A 22,513-nucleotide genomic window follows, 5' to 3' on the forward strand; every position below is an offset into this window, starting at 1 on the left:
GAAGGACCATGACCGCACCCCGGCCCACCGGCGCGTACGACGCCGTCATCGTCGGCGGAGGCCACAACGGCCTCGTCGCCGCCGCCTACCTCGCCCGCGCCGGCCGCTCCGTGCTGGTGCTGGAGCGGCTGGACCACACCGGCGGGGCGGCGGTGTCCACCCGCCCGTTCACCGGGGTCGACGCCCGGCTGTCCCGGTACTCCTACCTGGTCAGCCTGCTGCCCAGGAAGATCGTCGACGACCTCGGCCTCGACGTCCGGCTGCGCACCCGCGACATCTCCTCGTACACCCCCGCCGAACGCGACGGACGCCCCACCGGGCTGCTCGTCGGCGGCGGCGAGCGGCGTACCCGCGAGGCGTTCGCCCGGCTGACCGGCTCCGACGACGAGTACCGGGCCTGGCAGCGCTTCTACGACATGACCGGCCGGGTCGCCCGCGGCGTCTTCCCGACCCTCACCGAACCCCTGCCCACCCGCGACGAACTGCGCCGCGCCGTCGGCGACGAGGAGGCCTGGCGGACCCTCTTCGAGGAACCCCTCGGCGTCGCCGTCGAGGAGCGCTTCACCGACGACCTGGTGCGCGGTGTCGTCCTCACCGACGCCCTCATCGGCACCTTCGCCGACGCCCACGACCCCACCCTGAGGCAGAACCGCTGCTTCCTCTACCACGTCATCGGCGGCGGCACCGGCGCCTGGGACGTGCCCGTCGGAGGCATGGGCGCCCTCACCGACGCGCTGGCCGGTGCCGCGCGCGCCGCCGGAGCGGTCGTCGCCACCGGCCACGAGGCGGTGCGCGTCAAGACCGACGGCCGCACGGCCGAGGTCACCCACCGCTCGGCCGGCGGCGAGGGCGTCGCCGCGGCGCGGCACGTCCTGGTCAACGCCTCCCCGCGGGAACTCGCCAGGCTCACCGGCGACACGCCCCCGCCGCCCGCCGAGGGCGCCCAGCTCAAGGTGAACATGCTGCTCGAGCGGCTGCCCCGGCTGCGCGACACCTCCGTCGACCCGCGCGAGGCGTTCGCCGGGACCTTCCACATCTCCGAGGGGTACGGGCAGCTGGCCGCCGCGTACGACCGGGCCGCCGCCGGCGAGCTGCCGTCCGCCCCGCCCTCCGAGATCTACTGCCACTCGCTCACCGACCCCACGATCCTCGGCCCGGACCTGGCCGCGCGGGGCTACCAGACGCTCACCCTTTTCGGACTGCACACCCCCGCCCGGCTGTTCGAGCGGGACAACGACGCCGTACGCGAGGAACTCCTGAAGTCGACGCTCGCCCAGCTCGACGCCCATCTGGCCGAACCGCTCGCCGACTGCCTGGCCACCGACGCCGACGGACGGCCCTGCCTGGAGGCGCGGTCCCCGCTGGACCTGGAGCGCGACCTCGGACTGCCCGGCGGCAACATCTTCCACCGCGAACTGTCCTGGCCCTACGCCCAGGAGGGCACCGGCCGCTGGGGCGTGGAGACCCGGCACGCCAACGTCCTGCTGTGCGGCGCGGGCGCGGTGCGCGGCGGCGGGGTGAGCGGGGTGCCGGGGCACAACGCGGCCATGGCGGTGCTGGAGGCGGGGGAGGGCTGACCCGCCGCCCCGCTCAGCCGTCCGACCGGGTCCAGCCCTCCGCCCGGACCCGTGCCGCGTCCGCCCGGCGGCCGTCGTCGAAGAGCCGGCCGTCCGGCGTCCCGACGCGCAGCGCGTCGACGTAGGCGCCGCGTCCGACGTACAGCCGGTCCGTGGTGTACCGCCAGCGCAGGGCGAGAGCGGGCGCGGCGGGGAGCGCCGCGCCGACTTCGTGCCAGACCCGGCCCGACCAGCCGGTGGCCGTGCCCGCCGGGTGCGGCTCCGGCTGCCCGCCCGGCCGGCTCGTGGTGAACGGCACCGCCCGCCAGCTGGTGCCGCCGTCCGCGGAGGCCTCCAGGGCCAGGACGTCGGCGCCGGGCTCCGTGTCCCACCACAGGGCGCAGCGCAGCCGTGCCGCGCCGGACGAGGTGTCCAGCGCGGGCAGAGTGAGCGTCGCGGTCGCCGAACCGGCCATCCCGGAGAACCACGCCGTGCGCCCCCGCGCGGGCCGGACCGGCACCGCGCGGGCCAGCTGATTCGCCGCGGCCACCCGGGGAGCCGACCCGGAGCGCCAGCCGCGCACCGGGTGCACGGAGTTGCCCAGCACCACGAGGAACGAGTCGGTCGTCGGGTCGAGCACCAGCGAGGTCCCGGTGAAGCCGGTGTGGCCCGCGGTGCGCGGGGTGGCCATCGCGCCCATGTACCAGTGCTGGTACAGCTCGAAGCCCAGACCGTGCTCGTCGCCGGGGAAGGCGGTGTTGAAGTCGGTGAACATCAGCTCCACCGACTCCGGGGCGAGGATCCGCTCCCGGCCGTAGGCGCCGCCGTTGAGCAGGGTCCGCCCGAGGACCGCCAGGTCCCAGGCGCTCGAGAACACGCCCGCGTGCCCGGCGACGCCGCCCAGGCTGTGGGCGTTCTCGTCGTGCACCTCGCCCCACACCAGGCCCCGGTCGAGCCCGGACCACGGCCTGCGGGCGTCCTCGGTGGCCGCGATCCCCGGCTTCCAGGAGGCGGGAGGGTTGTAGCGGGTGCGGCGCATGCCCAGCGGGCCGGTGATCTCCTCGGCCAGCAGGGTGTCGAGGGAGCGGCCGGTGACCTCCTCCAGGACCAGCTGGAGCGAGATCAGGTTGAGGTCCGAGTACAGATAGGCGGTTCCGGGCGGACTGGCCGGCTTCTCGTCGTAGACCAGCCGCACCTTCTCCTCGTACGTCGGCGCGGCGTACAGCGGGATCCAGGAGCGGAAACCGGAGGTGTGGGTGAGCAGCTGACGGATGGTGACGTCCTGCTTGCCCGCGCGGCCGAAGTCCGGCAGGTACGAGGCGACCGCCGCCTCCAGCTCCAGCGCGCCCCGCTCGATCTGCTGCACGGCGAGGATCGAGGTGAACAGCTTGGAGACCGAGGCCAGGTCGAAGACGGTGTCCTCGGCCATGGGGATCTGCTGCTCCGCCGGGAACTCGACACCGGTGTCGGTTTTCTCGTCGTACGCGCTGTAGCGCACCGCCATGCCGATGGGACGGTGCAGCGCGACCGTGCCGCCGCGCCCGGCGAGCAGCACGGCGCCCGCGTACCAGGGGTGCTCGGGGGACGGGGCGAGGAACGCCTCGGCGTCGGTGACGAGTTGCCGCAGCGGGGCGGAGAGGAGCCCGGCGCGCCGGGCGGATCCGTGCCGCAGGGTCACGGCGTTGCCGCCCGACGGCGCGGCCGCCGCGGCCGGGTCGGCCGGGAGGGAGGCGAAGGCCAGCGCGCCGCCCAGGGCCAGCGCGCCGCCGCCGAGCTGACGGCGTGTGATGCCTCTCGCGCCTTCGTTCGCCATGAGGTTCCTCCCGGGTCGTGGCCCAGCACGGGCTGAAAGAATTTTTCGGGGATCGCCTTGCGGAGTGAAACTTTCCTGTCAGTCGCGGGATGTGTCAATGGGGCGTGCGTGACCGCCGGACGTCGCGTCAGACGACTCTGGACGTAGTACTCTGACTGGAGTGGTGAGGTCGGGTGTGCTGCGGGCGGAGTGGTGTCAGTGGTGAGACGGAACGAGCAGCGGCGGGCCGCCCTGGTGGACGCGGCCATCGAGGTGCTGGCCCGCGACGGGGCCCGGGGGCTGACGTTCCGGGCGGTGGACACCGAGGCCGGCGTGCCCGTGGGCACCGCCTCCAACTACTTCGGCTCGCGCGACGACCTGCTCACCCAGGCGGGCGCCCGGGTCTACGAGCGGCTCCAGCCCGACGAGGAGACCATCGCCCGGCAGCGGGCCGCGGGGCGCGACCGGGAGGTCTACGCGGGGCTGATGCGTGAACTGGTGGGCCGTATCGCCTCCTTCCGCACCGGCTACCTCGCGCTCCTCGAACTGCGCCTGGAGGCCACCCGCCGTCCCGGGCTCCGCCAGGTGCTCACCGAGCGGGTCCGCGCCGACGTCGAGGCCAACGTCCGCTACCACGAGGGGTCCGGCCTCCCCGGCGACGCCATGGCCGTCAAGCTGCTCTACCTCGCGCTGAACTGGCTGATCGTCGAACAGCTCACCCTGCCGGACGTCTTCACCCCTCAGGAGCGCGAGCGGCTGGTGACGGCCGCGGTCGAGAGGATCGTGGCCGCCCACTAGCCCCCGCACGCGGTCAGCCGCGGTCCTCGCGCAGGTCCACGATCCGCCGGATCTTGCCCACCGAGCGTTCCAGCGTCTCCGGGTCGACGATCTCCACCGCGACCGAGACCCCGATGCCGTCCTTCACCGCCGCCGTGACGGACCGCGCCGCCGCGGCCCGGACCGCCGCGTCCGCGTCGGGGCGGGCCTCCGCCCGGACCGTGAGGGAATCCATCCGGCCCTCCGTGGTGAGGCGGAGCTGGAAGTGCGGCGCCACGCCCGGTGTGCGCAGCACGATCTCCTCGATCTGCGTGGGGAACAGGTTCACCCCGCGCAGGATCACCATGTCGTCGCTGCGGCCGGTGATCTTCTCCATCCGCCGGAACACCCGTGCGGTGCCCGGCAGCAGACGGGTCAGGTCCCGCGTCCGGTAACGGACGATGGGCATCGCCTCCTTGGTGAGCGAGGTGAAGACCAGTTCCCCCTGCTCGCCCTCCGGAAGCACCTCACCGGTGAGCGGGTCGACCACCTCCGGGTAGAAGTGGTCCTCCCAGATGTGCAGGCCGTCCTTGGTCTCCACGCACTCCTGCGCGACACCCGGGCCGATCACCTCCGACAGCCCGTATATGTCGACCGCGTCGATCGCGCAGCGCTCCTCGATCTCCCGCCGCATCCGCTCCGTCCACGGCTCCGCGCCGAAGATCCCCACACGCAGCGAGGTGGAGCGCGGATCGACCCCCTGCCGCTCGAACTCGTCGAGCAGGGTGAGCATGTAGGAGGGGGTCACCATGATGATCGCAGGCTTCAGGTCCTGGATCAGGGTCACCTGGCGGGCCGTCATCCCGCCGGACGCGGGGATCACCGTGCAGCCGAGCCGCTCGGCGCCGTAGTGGGCGCCCAGACCGCCGGTGAACAGGCCGTAGCCGTACGCCACATGCGCGACGTCTCCCGGCCGGCCGCCCGCCGCGCGGATGGACCGGGCCACCATGTCCGCCCAGAGGGAGAGGTCGCCCTCCGTGTAGCCGACGACCGTGGGGCGTCCGGTGGTGCCGCTGGAGGCGTGGAGCCGGCGGACGCGGTCACGGGGCACCGCGAACATGCCGTACGGGTAGTTCTCCCGCAGGTCCGCCTTGGTGGTGAACGGGAACCGCGACAGGTCCGACAGCGAGCGGCAGTCGTCCGGGTGGACGCCGGCCTTGTCGAAGGACTCCCGGTAGAACGGCACGTTGTCGTACGCGTGCCGCAGGGAGGTGCGCAGCCGCTCCAGCTGCAGCGCCCGCAGGGCCTCGGGGTCCAGCCGCTCCGCCGGGTCCAGCATCAGCACGATCTCCTCGCCCGTCGCACAATTCGGACGACCGATCATTCGGTCGCCCCACCGGGATCAGTAAGTCAGCCCACCACCTCCCGAGGCAAGAGCCGGGCCTGCACTTTTTCCCGGGGGCGCTGCCCCGGATCGGGACGGTCACGGGGACGACGGGCCGTACGCCGTCATGAAGCGGTCCCGGAACTCGTCCATGTTCCACCGCGGAGCCCCCGCCGAGGGCTTGAGGCCGTCGCGCCACCCCCACCCGGCCACCCGCTCCATCACCTTCTCGTCCTTGGCCACGATCGTGACCGGCACATCCCTGCTGGTGCTCCCCGCGGTGACGGTCGGCACCGGCTGGTGGTCGCCGAGGAAGACCAGCACCGTGTTCTCGTCGCCGTACCGCTCCACCCACCCGGTGAGGCTGTCCAGCGAGTACTCGATGGCCCGCCGGTACTCGGTGCGGACCTTCTCCGGGTCCTTCCACACCTCCTTGGGATCCGTGCCCTCCTCCTTGATCCCGTGGAACACCGAGCCGTCACCGAGGTCGTCCCAGTCGATCATCCGCGCGAGGGGCGACCAGGGGTTGTGGCTGGAGGCCAGGATGATCTCCGCCATGATCGGCTTCCGGTCCGTCCGGCCGTGCTCCAGGCGCTCGAACGCCTCCAGGCTGAACTGGTCGGGCACGGGCGTCCAGCTGAAGTACGGGCCCCGGTAGCCGAGGTGCTCGGAGTCGTAGACGTGGTCCAGCCCGAAGAATTCGCCCTCCGGCCAGGCCCGCCGCACTCCGGGCACGATGCCGACGGTGCGCCAGTCGCCCGTCTTGCGGAAGTAGCCGGTGAGGGTCATGCGGTCGCTGGTGGTCAGACTGCGGTACCGCTGCTGGTTCTTGATCCACAGACCCGACAGGAAGGTGGAGTGCGCCAGCCAGCTCCCCGCGCCCGTCACGGGGGACTTCAGCCAGCCGCTGCGGGAGGCGAAACCGGCGTCCGCGAGCCTGCGGGTGCCTTCCCGCAGGGTCGCGTCGACCGGCCCGGCCATCGCCGGGTCGTCGATCGCGACCCGCCCGTAGCTCTCGATGAACGTGAACAGCACGTCCTTGCCGCGCAGTCCGGTCAGCAGCCGGTCCGGCGGTGTCGTGGCGAAGGCGTCGACGGAGGCCTGCTCGTCGAAGACCCGTGCGTCGCGCAGCCCCGCGCGCACCTGCTCCACCCGGTTGCCCAGCATCTCCGCGGTGCCCTTGGTGGCGACCGGCACCCCGGCCACCCGCACACCCAGCGTGACGCAGGTGATCCACGCGACGCCCAGCACCAGCGTCGTCCGGACGGCGACGGGACGGTGGCGGGCCATCAGTCCGGTCAGCCGCACCGCCGCCAGCGTCATCAGCACCAGCACCGCCACGAACAGCGCGATCACCCCGGCCACGGCGAGCACCTGCCCGCCCCGGCCGAACGACTCCCGGACGAACTCCGCCGCGTCGTCCAGCAGGATCCAGTCGAGCACCCAGTCGAAGGGGCGGGCCAGCACCTGGTAGAAGCCCATGTCCACGAACTTCATCACGGTCAGCAGACCGAGCAGGACGCCCGAGACCACCGCCGCCGCCCGCCGGAACCGCGGCGGCAGCGCCAGCAGCAGGGTCGCCAGCAGGATGCCCTCGGCGGGCAGCCGCAGGAACGCGCCGGCGCCGAGCCGCTCCACACGGTTCGGCACCAGGAGGGCGAACAGGATCAGCGCCCCGGCGAGGACGGTCGTCCCGACGGTGACCCCGCGCGCCGCCCGGGGCCACCGGCGCCGCCAGGCGAACCGGCCCGGCGGCGTGGCGGCCGGTGCGCCCCCGGCGGCCTCCCCGGCCGCCGCCGCGTCGCCGTCCCGGTCCGCCCCGCCCTCCGCGGTGTCCGGTGTTCGGCGAGGGCGAGTGAAGAGCGACACCCGGAGGGTCCTTCCGTGCGGTCCTGCGATGGCATGGCGAACGGGGCCCGGTGGGGGCCCGCCCCCACCAGTACGTCGGCGGACCGCCGACGGTTCAACGCCCCCGGCGCGGTGTGCGCCGCCCGTCCCGGCCCCCGCGCGGAAAGGTACTTTTCGCGCGGCCTGTCGGGGGCGGGGGCCGGTCGCTAGGCTGACCGCGGACGACGAATCGGGAGGAGCACGGACGTGGCCGAGAGCACCACCCAGCAGCGCCCGCTCACGGGCTGGGACAAGCCGGAGCTGGACCTCAGCAATGCGCAGTGGCAGTCCAGCAGCCGCGGCCTGGGCGATGTCCAGATCGCCTTCGTGGAGGGCTTCATCGCCATGCGCAACAGTCGCAGCCCACAGAGCCCTTCCCTGATCTTCACGCCCGCCGAGTGGGGAGCGTTCGTGTCCGGAGCCCGGGAGGGGGAGTTCGACCTGACGTGAGCGGGGCCGCCGCGGAGGTGTTCCGCGCGATTTTCCGGACACGCGATCCGAAGTGACCGTCCCCGGCCCGTGCCTGAGTCACGCTGGCCGGGGGACGGCGAGGACCGAAGGCCGTGTCCGGAAGGCGAGGAACCATGAACACCCAGCCGGTCGTCGCGGCGGTCGACGGTTCGCAGGACAGCCTGCGCGCCCTGGAGTGGGCGCTCGACGCCGCACACCGGCGCGAGGCCCCGCTGCGGATCGTGCACGTACGCCAGTACGCGCCCTGGGCCCAGCCCGAAGTGCTGGCGGCCGGGCCGCCCGACCCCGACGACGACCCCGTCCTGGACCAGGTCCGCGACCACCTCGCGGAGCGCGCCGGCCTGCCGGCCGTCGAGTACCTCGCGATGGAGGGGGCGCCCGGGGCGCTGCTGCCCGAGGTGGGCGCCACGGCCCGGATGCTGGTGCTCGGCTCCCGGGGGCGCGGCGGCTTCGCCAGCCTGCTGCTCGGCTCCAACTCGCTGGCCGCGGCCCGCGACGCCGAGTGCCCCGTCGTCGTCGTGCCCCCGCCCGGGCGCGGGGACGGGGAGGAGAAGGCCGCCGGGCCCGGGCGGCCGGTGGTGGCCGGTGTGAACGCCGACAGCCCCGACGAGGCCACGCTCGCCTTCGCCTTCGACGAGGCGGCCCTGCGCGGCGCCCCGCTGCGGATCGTCGCCGCCTATCCGTGGCCGCTGCAGACCTGGATGCTGCCCGGCGAGATGCCGCCGCCGGAGATCGACCAGGGCGCCGTCGAGCACGAGACGCGGACGCTGGCCGAGGGCTTCCTCGCCCCGCACCGGGAACGGCACCCCGGGGTCACCGCCGAGACCGACGTGCTGCCCGGAGACGCCGCCGGTCACCTGGTCGAGGCGTCCCGGGACGCCGAGCTGGTCGTCGTCGGCCGTCACCGCCGCCGGCTGCTGGCTCCCGCCCGCATGATGGGTTCCGTCACCCAGGCGGTGCTGCTCCACGCGGCGAGCCCGGTCGCGGTCGTCCCGGCTCCGGCGTAGCCGCGGGAGTCCCGGCCCACCCTTCCGCCCCCTGCCGCACGGGCCGGGGGCGCCCTTATCATCGGCCCCATGCGGGACTCGATCACCGGCGACGCACGGCTCGCCCTGGACCTCGCCCTCACCGTCCGGCACGACGGCGCCGGGGGAGTGGCCGACGACCTGGCCGGGCCCGCCGGCCTCACCGCCTGGGTGCGCGCGCACCCGGACACGCTCCCCGCCGCGGACGCCTTCGTCGCGGACGAGGACCAGCTCACCGCCGTCCGCGACCTGCGCACCGCCCTGCGCACCCTCTTCGCCCACGCCGTCCGCCCCGCACGGCCCAGTCCCGCGGACGCGACCCGCCTGCTCCCCGTCCCCGAGGCGCTCCGGCGACTGAACGAGGCGGCCGCCCGCACCCCCACCGTCCCGGTCCTGGCCTGGGACGAGGGCGGCGAGCCCGCGGTGCGCCGGCGTCCCGTCCCGGACGGGGGCGGCGACCTGGCCGCCGCCCTCGCGCAGGCCGCCATCGGGTTCCTCTCCGGCCCCGGCCGGCAGCTCCTGCGCGCCTGCCACGCCCCGGGCTGTGTGCGCTACTTCCTCAAGGAGCACCCGCGCCAGGAGTGGTGCAAGCCGTCCTGCGGCAACCGCGCCCGGGTCGCCCGTCACCACGAGCGGCACGGCCGCTCCGGGTAGCCGGGGCGGCCGTCGCCCGACCGTCCGTACGCGGGTCCGGGCACGTACCATGGCGGCATGTCGTTCCTCCGCCGCCGCAGTGCCACCCCCGCCGGGCCCGACTTCGACGTACTGGCCATGGACCCGGGCGACTGGCCCGGCAATCTGGGCGCCGGGCTGCTGCCCGCCCCCGACGGAACCTGCCAGGGCGTCTTCCTGCGCTACGACCTGTTCGGCGGCCGCGGCCCCGCGATGGTCATCGGCAATCTGCCCGAGGGCTCCCCGGCCCGCGACCTGCCCGAGGGCGAGGTCCCCTTCGAGGTCGGACAGCTGCTGCTGGCGCTGGAGAACGACGAGGAGATCACCGTCGTCGGCACCGAGGACGTGCCGGTGATGCAGGGCGACAACCTGCTGATCGTGCGCCGCGTCAAGCTCTCCGAGGGTCGGATCTCCTGTGTGCAGTTCGACCGCAGCGACAACGTCCTGGTGACCATCGCCGCCTGGGACCGCCCCATCACCGACGACCTGTACGCCCTCCTGAAGCCGCTTCCGGCGGAACTCTTCCAGCAGGGCTGACGCCTTCCCGTACGACGAGGGGCGCCCCCGGACCGGCGTGTCCGGGGGCGCCCCTCGTCCGCGTGCGCGAGGGCGACGTTACGGCGAGGCCACCGTCACGTCCGCCGCCCGCACGAAGCCGACCCGGTGGCCGAACTGGATCTCGTAGTAGAGGTCCTCGCCCCGCACCACCTGGTGGGACGCCTCGTCGAAGGTCACCGCGTAGTAGTACTCGCCGGGCACCTTGCCCCCGGTCACGTACTTCTGGCCCTTGAGGACCGTGTACGGCAGCGGCGACACCGACTGGGCCGGCACGCCCTCCGGGTAGGCCGCCTTCTCCGGGTACGCGCGTCCGTACACCGGCACGGAGTCGAGGCCCTCCCGCGGGGTCACCACCGTGCCCTTGGAGGGCACCGCGGCGGGATGCTTCTTCGGGTTCTCGAACCAGGCCTTCTGGCCGAGGTACCAGATGGCGGTCCAGTCGCCCCAGCGGTCGGCGACCGCGTACTGCTGGCCCGTGGAGACCCGCGAGGACAGGTCGTTCACCCCCGTGGTGGGGGCGGAACCGAGCCCGATGTCCCTGATCAGCGGGGAGTCCTCACTGTGGTCGGAGTACAGGCGCACCGCGCTCGACCCGTGCGTGGCGCACGGCTCGCCAGCCTTCTCGCAGCCCGTGAAGACGGGCCGGTTGGCGGAGTAGTCGGGCCTGATCGTGACCACCCCGGCGTTCTTGCCGGCCGTCGCCTTCAGCGGGCTGCCCAGCAGCTCGAAGTAGTGCCGCCAGTCCCAGTACGGACCCGGGTCGGTGTGCATGCCCGGGATGGTCGCCGTGGTCGTCCCCGGGACCGTGTCGTGGCCGAGGATGTGCTGCCGGTCCAGCGGGATGTCGTACTTCTTGGAGAGGTACTTCACCAGCCGGGCCGAGGAACGGTACATCGCCTCCGTGTACCAGGTGTCCGGATCCGTGAGGAAGCCCTCGTGCTCCAGGCCGATCGAGCCCCCGTTGATGTACCAGTTGCCCGCGTGCCAGGCGACGTCCTTCGCCTTCACGTGCTGGGCGATGTGCCCGTCGGTGGAGCGCAGGCTGTACTGCCAGGACACATAGGTGGGGTCCTGCACCATGTCGAGCACGCCCTCCCAGGCGCCCTCCGTGTCGTGGACGACGATGTACCGGATCGGCTGGGAGGCGGGCCGGTCGCCCAGGTCGTGGTTGCCGTAGTCGCCGTCGCCGAACTCCTCGTACGGTGCCGGGATCCACTCGCACGACACCGTCTTCGGGCACTCGGTGCCGGCCGCGGAGGAGACCCGCAGTCCGGCGCGCCGCAGCGCCGAGGTGCCGGACGCCGGCGCGAGGCCCGGCCGGGCGGCCAGGGCGACCTGCTGACCGGCGTCGGTGACGCGTTCCTCGCCGGCCCGGATCACCTCGTACACCTCGTCGGCGTACGCCTGTGCCGACGACGTGTCGTCGGCGCCGGAGAAGAGGGCGACCGCCGCGTACCAGTCCGCGGGGTCGTCGCTCCGCGGCGCGCCCAGCCGGCGCTGCGCGTCGGCCAGCAGCGCGGCGCCGCCCGCCACGTTCGCGGCCGGGTCCTCGCGCAGGCTCGCGGGGCTGAGGCCGGTCAGCCGGGCCGCCTTCGGCAGTGTGGTGAGCCGGTCGGGCAGGTCCCCGGAGCGCGGCGCCGCCGCCTCGGGGCGCGCGAGCGGGCGCGAGTCGTCGCCGCGCGGGTCCTCCGCTCCGCCGGAGTGGTGCTCGGACGCGGCGAGCGCGGTGCGGGCGTCCGTGAGGTGCATCGGCCCGTAGCCGCCGGTCACGCTCGGGGCGCCGCCGTGGGCGTCCCAGCGGGACTGCAGATAGGAGACGCCGAGCAGCACGCTCTGCGGGACGTCGTACTCGGCGGCCGCGGTGGCGAACGCGTGCTGGAGGCCGGCGGTGCCCGGCGGGGGCGCGGAGGGGGCCGCGCCGAGGAGGGGCAGGGTGAGGGCGGCGGCTGCCAGGGTGCACAGGGCGGTCCGGGTGACACGCCGGGCCGGACGGGCCGTGCGGCTGGGATCGGTGGCGGGGTCTCGCAATGCAGCCTCCTGGGACGGATGGGCACGGGGCGCCGTACGGAGCCGAGCGGTGCGTCAGTGGTACCGGTCAGCAGATAATCCGTCAATCATGCCCAGGAAGGCGTGAATTCCCTCGTCAATCGGGGTGCGTGGTTCTTTCGTGGCGGACGGCGGCCGGGCCTGCGGTGCTTCAGTGGTGCAGACCAGTGGCCGTCACCTCGGGCTCGCCGGGCCCTTGCCGCGCCGCGCGGGCCCGGGAGTGCCTCCCGGGCCCGCGCTCGCCGTGCGTACGGTCAGCGGGTGCCCACCGCCGCGCGTACCGCCCGGCGCGCCATGTGACAGTCGTCGTGGAGACGGCGCAGCAGCAGACGGTGCTCCTCGCCGGACGACGGCGCCGGGGCGGCGTCCTGCATCGAGCGCTGGACGGCCGTCTCGTACGTACGGATCTCCCGGGTCAGCACCAGCATCAGGTTCACCAGGAAGGCGTCCCGCGAGGCCGGCCCCGCCGACTGGGCGATCTGGCTGATCTGCCGCCGGGCCGCCGGCGCGTCCCCGAGCACCGACCACAGCGTCGCCAGGTCGTAGCCCGGCAGGTACCAGCCCGCGTGCTCCCAGTCCACCAGCACCGGACCCGCCGGTGACATCAGGAAGTTGGAGAGCAGGGCGTCGCCGTGACAGAACTGGCCCATGCCCTGCCGGCCGGCGGCGAGCGCGATGCCGTGCAGCAGCTTCTGCAGGTCGCCCAGGTCCCGGTCGGTGAGCAGACCCAGCTCGTGGTAGCGGGAGATCCGCGCCGCGTAGTCCAGCGGGGCGTCGAACGTCCCGGCCGGCGGCCGCCAGGAGTTGAGCCGGCAGATCGCGCCGAGCGCCGCCCTGATGTCCGCCCGCGGCGGCGCCTCCACCGGGTGCCGCTGCAGCGCCGCGACCCTGCCGGGCAGCCGCTCGATCACCAGCGTGCCGTTGTCCGGATCCGCCGCGATCAGCCGGGGCGCCCGCACGGGGGGGCGGTGCCGGACGAACGAGCGGTATGCCGCTATCTCGTGCCGGATCCGCTCGCTCCACGAGGGGGAGTGGTCCAGTAAGCACTTCGCGACCGCGGTGTTGCGGCCGGTCGTGCCGACCAGGAGGACGGACCTGCCGGTGCGGCGCAGCACCTGGACCGGCGCGAACTCCGGGCAGATGCGGTGCACCGCGGCGATCGCGGTGCGCAGCTGCGCGCCCTGCGCGCCGGACAGGTCGAGCCGCCCGCTGAGCGGCTGGGCGCCCGGTCCCGCGGTGCGCCGTACGCTGCCCGCGCCGAGCACGGGGGCCGCCGGGCGCGCGGGGGCGAGGTAGGGGCCGCTGTCCGAAGCACGGGGACGGAGCGGCCGGGGCGGGGCGGACACGGAGGACGATGCTGCGTACATGGGTGATACAGATCCCTTCGTGTGCCTGCGACGGTCAGTGCACCACCCGGCCCTGCCGCCCGGCGCACCCTGGGGGAATGTCCCTGCGGCGACGGGGTCGTGGTGGCGCGTTCCTACTCGACACCCGTTGTCCCCTGGCACACCATCTGGCGCACCCTGGCGAACCCTGGCGAATAGTCGCCCGGCAACCCGCACCGGGCTACTGTCAACTCAGCCGAGAACCTGGGGGCTTGACGTGAGCGGACAACCCAACACCCGGCTCTCGGACCTGTTCGGCCTGGCCGGCTGGTCCAAGGGCGAACTCGCGAGGCTGGTCAACCGGCAGGCGGCGGCCATGGGCCATCCCCAGCTGGCGACCGACACCTCCCGGGTGCGGCGGTGGATCGACATGGGAGAGATCCCGCGCGATCCCGTGCCGCGGGTGCTGGCGGCCCTGTTCACCGAGCGTCTCGGCCGTGTCGTGACCATCGAGGATCTCGGTCTGGTCCGGCACGGGCGCACGGGGAAACGGCCACGCGCCGGGAACGCGGAACATCCCGACGGAGTGCCGTGGGCGCCCGAGCGGACAGCCGAGGTCCTCACCGAATTCACGGGAATGGACCTCATGCTCAACCGACGCGGCTTGGTGGGCGCGGGTGCCGCGCTCACCGCGGGCTCCGCACTCAGCAGCGCCATGCACGACTGGCTGCACACCGATCCGGCCCTGACCGGCGACGCCCCCCGCCTCCACGATCCCCTGCACGTCGAGCCCGCCGGGTTCGACCGTTACGAGGCCGCCCCCATCGGGTCCCAGGAGATCGAGGAACTGGAGCGCTCCGTGGAGGTGTTCCGCGCCTGGGACGCCGCCCGGGGCGGCGGCCTCCAGCGCAAGGCGGTGGTCGGCCAGCTCAACGAGGTCGGCGGAATCCTCGCCTACCACCACCCACCTCATCTCCAGCGGCGCCTGTGGGGCGTCGCCGCCAACCTCGCCGTCCTGGCCGGCTGGATGTCGCACGACGTCGGGCTGGAACCGACCGCCCAGAAGTACTTCGTGATCGCCGCCCACGCGGCGCGGGAGGGCGGCGACCGGCCGCGCGCCGGTGAGGCGCTGTCCCGGGCGGCCCGTCAGATGGTGCACCTGGGCCGGCCCGACGAGGCGCTGGACCTGATGAAACTCGCCCAGTCCGGTTCGGGCGAGGAGGTGCTGCCGCGCACCCGCGCCATGTTCCACACCATCGAGGCCTGGGCACAGGCGTCCATGGGCAGGGGCCAGGCGATGCGCCGTACCCTCGGCCGCGCCGAGGACCTGTTCGTCTCCCAGAAGTCCGGCCTGGAACCGCCGGACTGGATGCAGACCTTCAAGGACGAGGATCTGTACGGCATGACCGCCCTCGCCTACCGCACGCTGGCCGAGTTCGAGCCCGGCGCGGCCGCGCACGCCCAGCACTACGCGGAGAAGGCCCTGTCCCTGCGCGTCGACGGGCGGGAGCGGTCGAAGATCTTCGACCATCTGTCCATGGCCTCGGCCTGCTTCATCGCGGACGACCCCGAACAGGCCGACCGCTACGCGCGCCTCGCCCTGATGGCGATGGGCTCCAACTCCTCGCGCCGCACCTGGGACCGGCTGCGCGAGATGTACCGGCTGACCGCCGAGTACGCCTCGTACCCGAGGATCCAGGAGCTCAGGGAGGAGATCCGGCTGGCGCTGCCCAAACCCCGGGGCAAGGGCGGCGCGGCCGCCCGGGCGTGAGGACGGCGGGCCCTTCCGGGGCCGCTGCTACCGGGCGACCCGGGCGACGAGCACACAGGCGTCGTCGTCGCGCTCCCCCTCGCCGAACTCGCCCACGACCATCCGGACGCAGTCCTGGGCGGTGCGGGCGCCGGCGAACCGCGGGGCCAGTTGCAGGAGACGGTGGACGGCCGTGCTCCCGGCGTGCCCGGGCACCAGCCCGTCCGTGTGCAGGAGGAGCAGGTCACCGGCATCGAGGGTCTCCTCGGCCTGGCCGTAGGAGGCGCCCGAGGTGGCGCCGAGCAGCATGCCGTCCGGCGCGTCCAGCGCCCGCCCCGTCCCGCCGCGGAACAGCAGCGGGGCGGGGTGTCCGGCCTGCGCCCACAGCAGGGAGCGGGTCTCCGGCCGGTAGCGCAGACAGACGGCACTGCCCAGGACCGGCTGCGCGGTGCTGTCCAGCAACCGGTCGAGGCAGGCCAGCAGCGGCCCCGGCGCGGTCCCGGTCATCGCCATGCCGCGCACGGCGCCGAGCAGCATCGCCATGCCGGAGGCCGCGCCGACGCCGTGGCCGGTCAGGTCGCCGACGCTGAGCAGCGTCGTGCCGTCGGGCAGTTCCAGCGCGTCGTACCAGTCGCCGCCGATCCGGGTGCGCGCCGACGGCGGCAGACGCGCGGCGGCGAGGTCCAGGGCCCGCGGGCCGGCGTGCGGGAGCCGCAGGGAGCCGCGCCACGCGGGCAGCACGGCCTCCTGCAGCTCGACCGCGAGCCGGTGCTCGGTCCGCGCGGCGGCGTGCCGCTGGTGGTGCAGCGAGTCACGGGTCTCGCTCACCTCCCGCCGGCAGCGGCGCAGTTCGCTGACGTCGCGCAGCACCGCCCACATCGAGGCGGTGCTGCCGTCGGCGCCGAGCACCGGTTCGCCCATCATGTGCACCGTCCGTACGCCGTCGTCCGGGCGCACGACGCGGAACTCGCCGTCGATGGGCCGGGCGTCGACCAGACAGCCCGTCACCATCGCGGTCAGTGCGGCCCGGTCCTCGTCGAGCACCAGCGAGGGCAGTTCGTCCAGGGTGAGCGGAGCCGCCGCCGGGTCGCGGCCCAGGATGCGGTACAGCTCGCCGGACCAGCTCACCTCGTCCGTGAGCAGGTCCCACTCCGCGCTGCCTACCCGGCTGAGCAGGGAGTCGTGGCGCGGCGCGGGCGGCGCGGCGCAGAGCGGATCGGACGGACCGGCGGCGGCCGGCGGGTCGTCCCGCAGCTGCGTCAAGTGCCGTCCCAAGTCGTCCAGTTGGTGCAGCGCCAGGTCGTACAGGGCGCGCCGCCAGCGGTCCTGCGGATCCGCCGCGTCGCCCGGTGTGCCACGGCGTACGGCGTCCACCTCGCCCTGGAGCCGCCGGGTCTGCGAGATGAGCGCGTCGACCGGGCCGCGTGCCGGCGGCTGGGCGGCTGGGCGGTCCGCGGAGAGGTGGGACGGCATGACGCACTCCGATGCGGGAACGGTTCGGCCTTCAGGCGGAGGGAGGGGCCGCTACGACTGTCGCACAGCCCATGAGGGCCCGTAAGGGATTCGGCAACACACGATAAGGCGGTGCCCATGGCATATGCCACCGTCTTCGCGGGGTTACCCCCGGGAATACGTCAGAGGCGGTCTCGGCGTCTCAACTCCCATGGTACGCAAGTGACATGGCGAACCCCCGGCCACCCGGCACCGCTCACTCGCACGTTCGACGCACAGGTGTTTGCCCGCGGGTGACCGGGTGGTCGCCCCGTCCTCAGTAGCGCAGCACCGCCGCCATCCCGTCCGCGTCCCCGAGCGCGCCGTCCGGGACGAAGCGGACCTCCGCGCCGGTCTGCAGGCACTGCTCGACGATCTCGTCCACGATGTCCTCGCGGGCGTCCAGGTCGCCGTCCTCGGCGACGATCAGGTGTTCGCCGTTGTCGCGGACCGTGATCCGGTAGTTCTCCTCCACGGCCAGCAGCCGGACCCGGCCCTCCCGCGCGTTCTGCCACAGCTCGTCGACGCCGGCCGCGAACTCCTTGCGTCCCCTGGCCGACTCGAGGGCCCTGGCCACGTCCTCGGTGTCCTTGCGCGCCTCCGCCTCGAGCACCGGCCGTACGGCCTGCCACACCGCGTCGGGCGTGCCGTGCGCCAGCCCGCCGTGCGGGACCTGCACGGCGTCCTTCGCCACGTTCCCGGCGTCGCACATCAGGGACAGCGCGGCGGGATCGCCGGTGACGTAGAGCGGCCGGGGATGGTCGCGCAGCAGCTTCGTCATGGCGGTGTCGGCCTCGCGCAGGAACCTGCGGGTGTCCTCGTCCCGGAAGTTGCTCGGCTGGTCGCCGACCTGCTCCTGCCGTTCCGGGTCGAAGTTCGGCTGCGGCCGGTCCAGCGGGAAACCGCCGGCGCGTTCCTCCACGACCCGGTCCACGCCGCCGCTCCACAGGGCGACCCGGTCGGCGGAGACGGACAGCACCCAGAACGGCCGTTCCGCCGTGTGCGCGGAGACGAGGTTGCGGGTCAGGAAGGTGTCGGAGAGGACGACCCGCTCGGGCACGCTGCGGGCCAGCGACCACACCTGGTGCTCGCCGGGGGCCGCGAAGATGACCAGGCCGTCCTCGGAGTGCGACAGATCGACCTCCGCCAGGGCCCGGTCGAGCTCCCGGGTCACGTCGGCGCGCCGCTCCCGGGTCACCGCGGGATCGGTCTCCAGCCTCTTCTTGGCCTCGGCCACCGCGTTGCGCAGCCGGACCGCGTCCTGGGAGTTGAGGGGCTCGCGCCGGTGTGTCGGCGTCAGCACGGACACCGCGGGGTAGGGGCGCGGGCGACGAAGCCCGGCAAGTGTCGAGGGACTCAGATCGTGCTCCATAACAGCACGATAGGGCGGATTTCCCCCCGGGGCATTCGGTGCGGACTCACCCGTGCGTGTCCCCGGCCCCGGGCGGGCGCTCAGGCGTCGCCGCCGTCCTCGGACCCGCAGGAACTGCCGCTCGGCGGCAGGGAACCGTACAGCAGGAAGTCGTCGACCTTGCGGTGGACGCAGGGCGAGGCCCCGTAGCCGGTGTGGCCCTCGCTCCGGTTGTCCAGCACCACGGCCGAGGGACCGAGCCGCTCCGCCGTCTCCACCGTCCACCGGTACGGCGTGGCCGGGTCGCCCCGGGTGCCGACCAGCAGCATCTTCGCCGTGTCGAGGTCCTTGACCCGCTTCCGGATGTAGTCGGTCCCCCTGGGGCGGCCGTAGCAGAGCACCACCTGGGCGAGCCGGTACCGGCCGAACACGGGGGAGGCCTCCTCGTAGGCGGTGCGCAGCCGGGCCAGGTCCCGGGTCAGGGGCCCGGCGGCGGGCCGGTCCGGATCGTCCGCGCAGTTCACCGCCATCAGCGCCGCCGGCAGGTTGTCCGGGGGCACGTCCTCCGGGTCGACCAGGGGGCCGTCGGCGCGCCCCGGCGCGGGCGGCGTCATCCCCCCGGACGCGAGGGCCTCCACGCCGCGTGTGTCACCGTCCTCCATCAGCTGGGCGAGCGCCCGTTGCAGCAGCGGCCACAACTCCTCGGAGTAGAGGCCCGTCCCGATGGCACCGGCCAGGTCCTGGCCGGTGAACTCGTAGCCGAAGTCGGTCGGCACCGGGTTCTCGTCGAGCGAGTCGACCAGCTCCACGACCTGCTTGCGGGCCGCCCGCGGGTCCCGTCCGAACGGGCAGCCGAGTTCCCCGGTGCACCAGGTGAGGAAGTTCTCCAGCGCGGTCTGCTGTCCCCGGGCACTGGCCAGTCCCTGCTCGGCCAGCGGCTCGGTCAGCGTGTCCACGCCGTCCAGCGCCATGCGGCCCACCCTGTCCGGGAACCGGGCCGCGTACACCGCGCCGAGCCGCGTCCCGTAGGAGAATCCGAGGTAGTTGAGCTTCTTGTCGCCGAGCACCTGGCGCATCACGTCCAGATCGTGCGCGACGTTCACGGTGCCGATGTGCTCGAGGACGGGACCCGAGTGCGCGGCGCACTCGGCCGCCACCTCGCGCAGCTGGGCGAGCGTCCTGCGCGGATCGCTCGTCTCCTCGCCGTCGGTGGCCTCCAGCGCCTGGGTGGTGGCGTCGGTGCCGCAGCTGACGGGGGAGGAGCGGCCGACGCCCCGCGGGTCGAAGGAGACCACGTCGTACTCCTTGGTCAGGCCCAGGAAGTCCTTGCGGCCCTGGGCCAGTCCCAGCACCCCCGACCCGCCCGGGCCGCCGAAGTTCAGCACCACCGAGCCCCGCGGGTCGCCGGAGGACCGGTAGCGGGCGAGGGCCAGGTCGAGAGTGCCCCCCTCGGGCTTCGCGTAGTCGAGCGGCACGGTGATCTTCCCGCACTGCATGTCCGCCGGCAGTTCCGCGCTGTCACAGGCGGCCCACCTGATCTTCTGGCCGTAGAACCGGTCCAGGGCGGGATCCGCGCGGCCGGTGGCCGTCAGTCCCGTGCCGAGCACCGCCAGCCCGACCGCCCCGGCGGTCGCGCAGCGCCGGACCGAGTGCCGCACCGCGCGGTGCCGGACAGGGGGTCGATCGGACAGCTTGGCCAGCATCGATGCCTCCAGGGGACGCCCCGCAGCGGACCGGGAACCCGGCGTCCCCGCTCACCCTAAGTGCGCTCCACGGCCCCCGCCCGTCGGCCGGACGGCGTCGTGCCGGGCGGTCCGGTCCCTGTGCGGGGGCCGCCGTTCGGCCGCGCGTTCGGCAGTCGCGAGTTCGACGGTCTTTGCCCGGGGTTCGACCCGCGGGGCCCCCGATGGGGTGAACGGGCTGCGGCATACGGATGAGCCATAACCCGGATGCCGCAGCCGCGTTCTATCCGGTGCGGGCGAGCGCTCGCGACCATGTCTGGAAGGCAGGGAACCGATGAGACGGGTTACCCGAAACGGTGTGATCGCCGTCGCGGCGGCGTCGGGCGCGATGGCCGTGGCGATGCCCGCGTACGCCGACGCCGGGGCGGAGGGCGTCGCGGCCGGTTCGCCCGGCGTGGGGTCCGGGAACACCATCCAGCTCCCGGTGCACGTCCCGGTGAACGTGTGCGGCAACACCGTGAACGTGGTGGGGCTCCTCAACTCCGCCGCGGGCAACACCTGCGTCAACGAGGACTCGCCCGCGCGGGACGTCCGTCCGGACTCCTCCGGAGGTGCCACGGCGGTGGCCGGGACGCACGACTCGCCGGGCGTGCTGTCCGGAAACGGGGTGCAGCTTCCGGTGGACCTCCCGGTCAACGTCACCGGGAACAGCGTGAACGCGGTCGGCGCCGGCAACGCGTCCACCGGCAACAGCTCCGCGAACACCTCCGGCGAGCGGCCCGGCCGTCCTGCGGAGCCCGAGCCGGCCGCGCCGCCGCGCACCCTCCCCGCCCCGGCGCCGCACGCGGCCCCGGCGGAGAACGCCGCCCTCGCCCACACGGGCGCCGACCGGACGCTCCCGGTCCTCGGCGCCGGCGCCGCGCTCTTCCTGGGCGGCGTCGCCCTGTACCGCCGGTCGCGCCGGTGGACGGACGGCTGAACGGCGGGGCGGACGGGCCGCCGGGTGTCAGTCCCGTCCGCGGTGGAAGCGCCGGTGCAACCGCCCGACCTCCTCGGCCAGTTCGGGAACAGGCCCGTCCACGGTCACGCCGGGCGCGACCGCGCTGACGGGCAGCGCCCGCACCGGCGGCGCGGGCACCCCCAGCTCGCCGAGCCACGCCGTCAGCTGCGCGGAGGAGGCGACGTAGACGATGCGGCCGAGGCCCACCCAGGCGTGGGCGGCGGCGCACATCGGGCAGTGCTCGCCGGAGGTGTACACCGTGGCCGCGGCCCGCTCGGCGGGGGTCATCCGGGCCGCCGCCCAGCGCGCCAGCTCGAACTCGGGGTGCCGGGTGCGGTCCCCGGAGGCCACCCGGTTGTGGTCCTCGGCGAGCACGGTGCCGTCACCGGCCACGAGGACCGAGCCGAACGGCTCGTCACCGGACTCCAGGGCCTCGGCCGCCAGTTCCACACAGCGCCGCAGGTACGGCAGTTCGGCATCCTTCACAGCCACGGCGGCCTCCTCGGTCGGCTCGATCGACAGCAACCCTAATCCCGTTGCCCCCGGGTACGGCCCCGTGGTGGGGTCGACGGCATGGACAACGCCGCCGTACTCGCCCTGTTCGACCGTGAGCTGCGCGAGCAGGCGCCGCCCGACGGCCCAGGCGCACGGGTCGAGCGCGTCGGCGCCGTGGTGCGCCTCACCGGTCCCGCGCACGGCTGGAACGGTGTCGTGTGGTCCCGGCTGACGCCGTCCGGCGCGGACGCGGCGATCGCCGGACAGATCGCGTACTTCACCGGGCTCGGCCGCGAGTTCGAGTGGAAGCTGTACGGGCATGATCTGCCGGTGGACCTCGGGCGGCGACTGGTGGCGGCCGGCTTCACGCCGGGGCCGGTCGAGACGCTCATGGTCGGCGAGGTGGGCGAGGTCGGCGCGCTGACCCTCGGCACGGAGCCGCCCGTGGGCGTCCGCATCGTGCCCGTCACGGACCGGGCGGGCGTCGATCTGGTCGCCGACGTGCACGAGCGGGCGTTCGGCGCCGACGCCTCCCGGCTGCGGCGGGAGCTGTACGGCCGGCTGACCGCGGGCACCGATGTCGTCGTCCTGGCCATGGCCGGTGACGAGCCGGTGAGCGCGGCGCGCATGGAGCTGGTGCCGGACACGTCGTTCGCCGGGCTGTGGGGCGGGGGGACCGTGCCCGGCTGGCGGGGGCGGGGTGTCTACCGCGCGCTGGTGGCCCACCGGGCGCGGGTCGCCGCGGAGCGTGGCTACCGCTATCTGCAGGTCGACGCGTCCGACGAGAGCCGGCCCATCCTCGAACGCCTCGGCTTCCACCCTCTGACCACGACCACCCCGTACGTGCACCCGGGCGGTACACCCGGGCGAGCGGCCGCCCCCTGAGCCCGACGGCCTTCGAGCGGGCCTTCGGCATACGGCCGACGCCCGCTCGAAGTGACCGTGGACGCGACGGTGACCTGGTACGAGCAGTGACCGTCACGCCCCTGACGGGGCGTCCGGCAGAGCTCAGCGGCCGGACTTCGCGCGGTCGAGGGCGACGACGCCCACCGCGGCGAGGCCGATCTGGATCAGCCACTCCACCCAGTCGACACCGTTGGTGTCGGCCACCCCGGCGGCCGAGGCGATCGCCGAACCGATCAGTGCGGCGACGATGCCGACGAGGATCGTCCACAGGATTCCGATGCGCTGACGCCCCGGGACCACGAGCCGGCCCAGTACGCCGATGACGATACCGATGACGATGGCACTGATGATGCCGTCGATCTCCAT

At 73.9% G+C, this 22,513-nt stretch carries 19 protein-coding genes; 9 read left to right on the forward strand and 10 right to left on the reverse strand.

Going from position 1 to position 22,513, the window contains the following annotated elements; all coding sequences use genetic code 11:
- Positions 1-8: 8 nt before the first annotated feature.
- Entirely contained in the window at positions 9-1,577 is a 1,569-nt protein-coding gene (locus tag CNQ36_RS31920; RefSeq protein WP_121549088.1) for a phytoene desaturase family protein, read from the forward strand.
- 13 nt (positions 1,578-1,590) lie between these two features.
- On the opposite strand, the gene CNQ36_RS31925 is transcribed toward CNQ36_RS31920, so the two are convergent.
- On the reverse strand, positions 1,591-3,369 hold the full coding sequence (locus tag CNQ36_RS31925; protein ID WP_121549090.1) for a serine hydrolase domain-containing protein: 1,779 nt from the start codon (positions 3,367-3,369) through the stop codon (positions 1,591-1,593).
- Between the two features lie 198 nt (positions 3,370-3,567).
- On the opposite strand from CNQ36_RS31925, the gene CNQ36_RS31930 reads away from it, so the two are divergent.
- Complete coding sequence (locus CNQ36_RS31930; RefSeq protein ID WP_121549092.1) at positions 3,568-4,146, forward strand: TetR/AcrR family transcriptional regulator; 579 nt, start codon at positions 3,568-3,570, stop codon at positions 4,144-4,146.
- A gap of 13 nt (positions 4,147-4,159) precedes the next feature.
- Here CNQ36_RS31930 and paaK read toward each other — a convergent pair whose 3' ends face one another.
- Both paaK and CNQ36_RS31940 read right to left on the reverse strand, forming a co-directional pair.
- Positions 4,160-5,488, reverse strand: a complete 1,329-nt coding sequence (gene paaK / locus CNQ36_RS31935) for a phenylacetate--CoA ligase PaaK (protein WP_240659567.1) — start codon at positions 5,486-5,488, stop codon at positions 4,160-4,162.
- Between the two features lie 99 nt (positions 5,489-5,587).
- Entirely contained in the window at positions 5,588-7,357 is a 1,770-nt protein-coding gene (locus CNQ36_RS31940) for an alkaline phosphatase family protein (protein WP_121549094.1), read from the reverse strand.
- 225 nt (positions 7,358-7,582) lie between these two features.
- Here CNQ36_RS31940 and CNQ36_RS31945 point away from each other — a divergent pair, with 225 nt between their 5' ends.
- The 4 genes from CNQ36_RS31945 (at position 7,583) to CNQ36_RS31960 (ending at position 10,080) form a co-directional block, all read left to right on the forward strand.
- Positions 7,583-7,825, forward strand: a complete 243-nt coding sequence (locus CNQ36_RS31945; RefSeq protein ID WP_121549096.1) for a DUF397 domain-containing protein — start codon at positions 7,583-7,585, stop codon at positions 7,823-7,825.
- 134 nt (positions 7,826-7,959) lie between these two features.
- Entirely contained in the window at positions 7,960-8,853 is an 894-nt protein-coding gene (locus tag CNQ36_RS31950) for a universal stress protein (protein WP_121549098.1), read from the forward strand.
- 69 nt (positions 8,854-8,922) lie between these two features.
- Positions 8,923-9,525, forward strand: coding sequence for a CGNR zinc finger domain-containing protein (locus CNQ36_RS31955; RefSeq protein WP_121549100.1), 603 nt, complete (start codon positions 8,923-8,925; stop codon positions 9,523-9,525).
- Between the two features lie 57 nt (positions 9,526-9,582).
- Positions 9,583-10,080, forward strand: a complete 498-nt coding sequence (locus CNQ36_RS31960) for a glycosyltransferase family protein (protein WP_121549102.1) — start codon at positions 9,583-9,585, stop codon at positions 10,078-10,080.
- Between the two features lie 78 nt (positions 10,081-10,158).
- Here CNQ36_RS31960 and CNQ36_RS31965 read toward each other — a convergent pair whose 3' ends face one another.
- Both CNQ36_RS31965 and CNQ36_RS31970 read right to left on the reverse strand, forming a co-directional pair.
- Positions 10,159-12,129: an N-acetylmuramoyl-L-alanine amidase gene (locus tag CNQ36_RS31965; RefSeq protein WP_163013455.1), complete on the reverse strand. Its 1,971-nt coding sequence runs from the start codon at positions 12,127-12,129 to the stop codon at positions 10,159-10,161.
- Between the two features lie 272 nt (positions 12,130-12,401).
- Positions 12,402-13,514 (reverse strand): aminoglycoside phosphotransferase family protein, encoded by a 1,113-nt coding sequence (locus CNQ36_RS31970; RefSeq protein WP_121549104.1) that lies wholly within the window; start codon positions 13,512-13,514, stop codon positions 12,402-12,404.
- Between the two features lie 235 nt (positions 13,515-13,749).
- Here CNQ36_RS31970 and CNQ36_RS31975 point away from each other — a divergent pair, with 235 nt between their 5' ends.
- Positions 13,750-15,243 carry a DNA-binding protein NsdB gene (locus tag CNQ36_RS31975; protein WP_004922012.1) on the forward strand — a complete coding sequence of 498 codons (1,494 nt, stop codon included), beginning with the start codon at positions 13,750-13,752 and terminating at the stop codon, positions 15,241-15,243.
- Positions 15,244-15,270: 27 nt separating this feature from the next.
- Here CNQ36_RS31975 and CNQ36_RS31980 read toward each other — a convergent pair whose 3' ends face one another.
- The 3 genes from CNQ36_RS31980 to CNQ36_RS31990 form a co-directional block, all read right to left on the reverse strand.
- A complete protein-coding gene (locus tag CNQ36_RS31980) occupies positions 15,271-16,695 on the reverse strand; it encodes a PP2C family protein-serine/threonine phosphatase (RefSeq protein WP_121549106.1) in 1,425 nt (474 codons plus the stop codon).
- 295 nt (positions 16,696-16,990) lie between these two features.
- A complete protein-coding gene (locus CNQ36_RS31985; RefSeq protein ID WP_121549108.1) occupies positions 16,991-18,085 on the reverse strand; it encodes a baeRF3 domain-containing protein in 1,095 nt (364 codons plus the stop codon).
- An 80-nt stretch (positions 18,086-18,165) separates the two neighbouring features.
- Complete coding sequence (locus tag CNQ36_RS31990; RefSeq protein ID WP_121549110.1) at positions 18,166-19,767, reverse strand: alpha/beta hydrolase; 1,602 nt, start codon at positions 19,765-19,767, stop codon at positions 18,166-18,168.
- 337 nt (positions 19,768-20,104) lie between these two features.
- Here CNQ36_RS31990 and CNQ36_RS31995 point away from each other — a divergent pair, with 337 nt between their 5' ends.
- Positions 20,105-20,725, forward strand: a complete 621-nt coding sequence (locus CNQ36_RS31995) for a chaplin (protein ID WP_240659568.1) — start codon at positions 20,105-20,107, stop codon at positions 20,723-20,725.
- 27 nt (positions 20,726-20,752) lie between these two features.
- Here the strand turns inward: CNQ36_RS31995 and CNQ36_RS32000 are convergent, their stop codons facing one another.
- Positions 20,753-21,238 (reverse strand): nucleoside deaminase, encoded by a 486-nt coding sequence (locus tag CNQ36_RS32000; protein ID WP_121549639.1) that lies wholly within the window; start codon positions 21,236-21,238, stop codon positions 20,753-20,755.
- Between the two features lie 81 nt (positions 21,239-21,319).
- On the opposite strand from CNQ36_RS32000, the gene CNQ36_RS32005 reads away from it, so the two are divergent.
- Complete coding sequence (locus CNQ36_RS32005; RefSeq protein ID WP_121549114.1) at positions 21,320-22,126, forward strand: GNAT family N-acetyltransferase; 807 nt, start codon at positions 21,320-21,322, stop codon at positions 22,124-22,126.
- 123 nt (positions 22,127-22,249) lie between these two features.
- Here CNQ36_RS32005 and CNQ36_RS32010 read toward each other — a convergent pair whose 3' ends face one another.
- Positions 22,250-22,513 carry a GlsB/YeaQ/YmgE family stress response membrane protein gene (locus CNQ36_RS32010; RefSeq protein WP_040905423.1) on the reverse strand — a complete coding sequence of 88 codons (264 nt, stop codon included), beginning with the start codon at positions 22,511-22,513 and terminating at the stop codon, positions 22,250-22,252.

Source organism: Streptomyces fungicidicus, assembly GCF_003665435.1.
GTDB lineage: Bacteria > Actinomycetota > Actinomycetes > Streptomycetales > Streptomycetaceae > Streptomyces > Streptomyces fungicidicus.

Coding starts and splice junctions, on each gene's coding strand:
- CNQ36_RS31985 (WP_121549108.1), bottom strand. CDS start 18,085: ATGGAGCACGATCTGAGTCCCTCGACACTTGCCGGGCTTCGTCGCCCG.
- CNQ36_RS31960 (WP_121549102.1), top strand. CDS start 9,583: ATGTCGTTCCTCCGCCGCCGCAGTGCCACCCCCGCCGGGCCCGACTTC.
- CNQ36_RS32010 (WP_040905423.1), bottom strand. CDS start 22,513: ATGGAGATCGACGGCATCATCAGTGCCATCGTCATCGGTATCGTCATC.
- CNQ36_RS31920 (WP_121549088.1), top strand. CDS start 9: ATGACCGCACCCCGGCCCACCGGCGCGTACGACGCCGTCATCGTCGGC.
- CNQ36_RS31980 (WP_121549106.1), bottom strand. CDS start 16,695: ATGCCGTCCCACCTCTCCGCGGACCGCCCAGCCGCCCAGCCGCCGGCA.
- CNQ36_RS32005 (WP_121549114.1), top strand. CDS start 21,320: ATGGACAACGCCGCCGTACTCGCCCTGTTCGACCGTGAGCTGCGCGAG.
- paaK (WP_240659567.1), bottom strand. CDS start 5,488: ATGATCGGTCGTCCGAATTGTGCGACGGGCGAGGAGATCGTGCTGATG.
- CNQ36_RS31950 (WP_121549098.1), top strand. CDS start 7,960: ATGAACACCCAGCCGGTCGTCGCGGCGGTCGACGGTTCGCAGGACAGC.
- CNQ36_RS31925 (WP_121549090.1), bottom strand. CDS start 3,369: ATGGCGAACGAAGGCGCGAGAGGCATCACACGCCGTCAGCTCGGCGGC.
- CNQ36_RS31990 (WP_121549110.1), bottom strand. CDS start 19,767: ATGCTGGCCAAGCTGTCCGATCGACCCCCTGTCCGGCACCGCGCGGTG.
- CNQ36_RS31955 (WP_121549100.1), top strand. CDS start 8,923: ATGCGGGACTCGATCACCGGCGACGCACGGCTCGCCCTGGACCTCGCC.
- CNQ36_RS31970 (WP_121549104.1), bottom strand. CDS start 13,514: ATGTACGCAGCATCGTCCTCCGTGTCCGCCCCGCCCCGGCCGCTCCGT.